Here is a 2,938-nt window from a genome sequence, read left to right on the forward strand (position 1 = left end):
GGCCCAAAGAGCCCTCCATTTCCACAATTTATGAGCTCATCATAAGAATAGGAGTTTTTTTTCATAAAATTTGAACACCTTATTACTTGATTTTACATAATTATAATATACATAAAGTTTAGAATAATTATAAAATACAATGTCAAAAAACCTTGAATTTATTGATAAATTGAGAGCTTCGGGTCTAAGGCCTACTAAACAGAGGCTTAAAATCTGTGAAGTGTTGTTTAACAGAGATAAAACTTTTCATTTCACAATTAAAGACCTGGCAAATAGCATTTCTATAGAACTGAACGAAAAGATATCTTTAGCTACAGTTTACAATACTGTTTATGCCTTTAAAAAAAAAGGATATTTAAAAGAGATTTCTATAAATAGTGATAAAAGTTATTTCGATACAAATACAACTAGTCACCATCATTTTTTTGACGAAGATACAAATGAGTTAATTGATTGTTCAGAAGAAGTTATTGAGACCCCAAAAATCAAAAAAAATATTTTAGGAAAAAAAATAAATTCAGTTGAAGTTTTAGTTAAAGTTGCAACTGATAATCAAAATCAAAAATAATATAGTAATATCAATACTTTAGATAATACATTATAATTGTTCTAAACTATTGACATTTGTGTTATAAAACTTATATAGTCGTCAACATTAATTAAGGAGATTAAAATGTCACTAAAAGGAACTAAAACGGAAGAAAACCTAAAAGCAGCATTTGCAGGTGAGAGCCAAGCAAATAGAAGATACTTATACTTTGCTCAAAAAGCTGATATAGAAGGTTACAATGATGTAGCCACAGTTTTTAGATCAACTGCTGAAGGGGAAACAGGACATGCTCATGGACATCTAGAGTATTTAGAACAAGTTGGTGATCCAGCAACTGGTAAACCTATAGGTGAAACTAAAGCAAATTTAGAGTCAGCAGTAGCTGGTGAAACACATGAATACACAGACATGTACCCAGGTATGGCAAAAACTGCAAGAGAAGAAGGATTTGAAGAAATTGCTGATTGGTTTGAAACATTAGCAAAAGCTGAAAAATCTCACGCTGGTAAATTCCAAAAAACTTTAGAATCTATTAGCTAATATATCGAATTAGTGGGCGTTTATTGCCCACTAAAACTTTTTTTAAATTTACTAAAACAAATGATTGATCAAGTTTTACTTACAATTAAGGATTGGTGTAATAAACCTGTAATTATGGTTTCAATTGTTTTAGTTTTAATAATGAATGTAGTGATATGAGTAAAGAAGGAAGTACAGAAGCCCCTATAAGACATCCAATAGACTTTGAAAATCCAGATTTCTTGAATCCAGAAAAATTAGACGCTGAAATGAGAAGAGTGTTTGATATTTGTCATGGTTGTAGAAGATGCTTTAATCTTTGTGACTCATTTCCAAAACTCTTTGATATGATTGATGAGTCAAAAAACGAGGATGTAGAAAGCTTATCGAGCAATCAATTTGCTCCAGTTGTGGACGCATGCACATTATGTGATATGTGTTTTATGACCAAATGTCCCTACGTGCCTCCACATGATTTTGATCTAGATTTCCCCCACTTAATGCTGAGATATAGAATGGCACAAAAGAAAAAAGGTACATTACCTGCTGTTCCTAGACAATTAGCTGAAATAGATAGAAATTCTAAAATTGGTGTAATGTTTTCAGGTTTAATTAATTGGCTGTCTAATATCAAAAATAAATTCTTCAGAAAAGTATTAGAAATAATTGCAGGTATAGATATCAGAGTTCAACTTCCAAAATATAATTCAGAAACTTTTTCTAATTTTTTTAAAAAAAATATTAACAAAATAAATTTTGAAAGTAAGAAAAGTGACAGAAAAGTTGTGATTTATTCAACTTGCTTTGTAAATTTTAACAAAAAAAATACAGGTGTTGCAGCTTTAAAAGTATTGAAGAAAAATGGAGTTGAGGTTCAAGAGGCTTATCCTGGATGTTGTGGAATGCCGTTTTTGGAACAAGCAGACTTAACAAAAGTAGTTGAACAAGCCAAAAAAGTTTCAAAAGATTTGTTAGAATGGATAGATAAAGGTTATAAAGTGGTCACTCTAACTGCTAGTTGTGGTTTAATGTTAAAATTTGAATGGCCACTTTTGCTACCGAATGACGAAAACATTAAGAAATTATCAGTTAATGTAATGGATATTGATGAGTATGTTGTTGATATTGCTAACAACGAGGGCATTGCCGAGGGATTAGGAGAGATTGATGGTGGTGTAACGGTTCATCATGCATGTCACGCTCGAGCACAAAATATGGGAATTAAAGCTAGAGATATGCTTAAATTAATTCCTAATATAAAAATTGATGTCGTTGAAAGATGTGCTGGCCATGGTGGTACATTTGGTGTAATGAAAGATACACATAATTTAGCAATTAAAGTTGGAAGACCAACTGCAAGACAAATTAAAACAAAAAATAATAAATATATGGCATCAGACTGTCCGTTAGCTGGCAAACATCTTAAGCAACTTGAGGAAGATACAAAAATTGCTAATGATGAGGCACTACATCCTATAGAATTGATAGCAAAAAGTTATAGATTGTAATTATGCCTAAAGATAAGAGAGAAATTTCCAAAGAAGATATTATGCCTTTAGATATTTATACAAAAAAAAGAAAAGAGATTCGAAAGAATATCGTTGAATTTAAAAAAGATAGAAGAGTTGCTTTAGGACCATATGCAACTTTTTATTTTGAGAGTTATGAGACAATGTTGGCACAAGTTCAAGAGATGCTTTACATTGAAAAAGGTGGAGATGAACAACTTAAAGATGAATTAGCTGCTTATAACCCATTAGTACCTAATGGAAAAGAATTGACATCAACTCTAATGTTTGAAATTGATAACCCTGTAAGCAAATGAGGTATTAAAACAAATCTTAGATATAGGAAAAAATCTTAATAATG

General features: G+C 30.8%; 3 protein-coding genes and 1 pseudogene. All 4 read left to right on the forward strand.

All coding sequences use genetic code 11. From position 1 onward, the window contains the following. Window positions 1–139 precede the first annotated feature (139 nt). The gene (locus tag AMN95_RS03985; protein ID WP_075522686.1) at window positions 140–568 is read left to right on the forward strand and encodes a Fur family transcriptional regulator; all 429 of its coding nucleotides are present in this window, start codon (window positions 140–142) and stop codon (window positions 566–568) included. A 105-nt stretch (window positions 569–673) separates the two neighbouring features. Further along, entirely contained in the window at window positions 674–1,090 is a 417-nt protein-coding gene (locus tag AMN95_RS03990; protein WP_075501251.1) for a rubrerythrin family protein, read from the forward strand. 155 nt (window positions 1,091–1,245) lie between these two features. Next, window positions 1,246–2,577 (forward strand): (Fe-S)-binding protein, encoded by a 1,332-nt coding sequence (locus tag AMN95_RS03995; RefSeq protein WP_075522687.1) that lies wholly within the window; start codon window positions 1,246–1,248, stop codon window positions 2,575–2,577. 2 nt (window positions 2,578–2,579) lie between these two features. Continuing rightward, window positions 2,580–2,891: pseudogene (locus tag AMN95_RS04000) on the forward strand (DUF3501 family protein); the annotation flags it as partial. Window positions 2,892–2,938: the final 47 nt, after the last annotated feature.

Origin of the sequence: Candidatus Pelagibacter communis (assembly GCF_001180185.1) — a bacterium.
GTDB lineage: Bacteria > Pseudomonadota > Alphaproteobacteria > Pelagibacterales > Pelagibacteraceae > Pelagibacter > Pelagibacter ubique_F.

Coding starts and splice junctions, on each gene's coding strand:
- AMN95_RS03985 (WP_075522686.1), top strand. CDS start 140: ATGTCAAAAAACCTTGAATTTATTGATAAATTGAGAGCTTCGGGTCTA.
- AMN95_RS03990 (WP_075501251.1), top strand. CDS start 674: ATGTCACTAAAAGGAACTAAAACGGAAGAAAACCTAAAAGCAGCATTT.
- AMN95_RS03995 (WP_075522687.1), top strand. CDS start 1,246: ATGAGTAAAGAAGGAAGTACAGAAGCCCCTATAAGACATCCAATAGAC.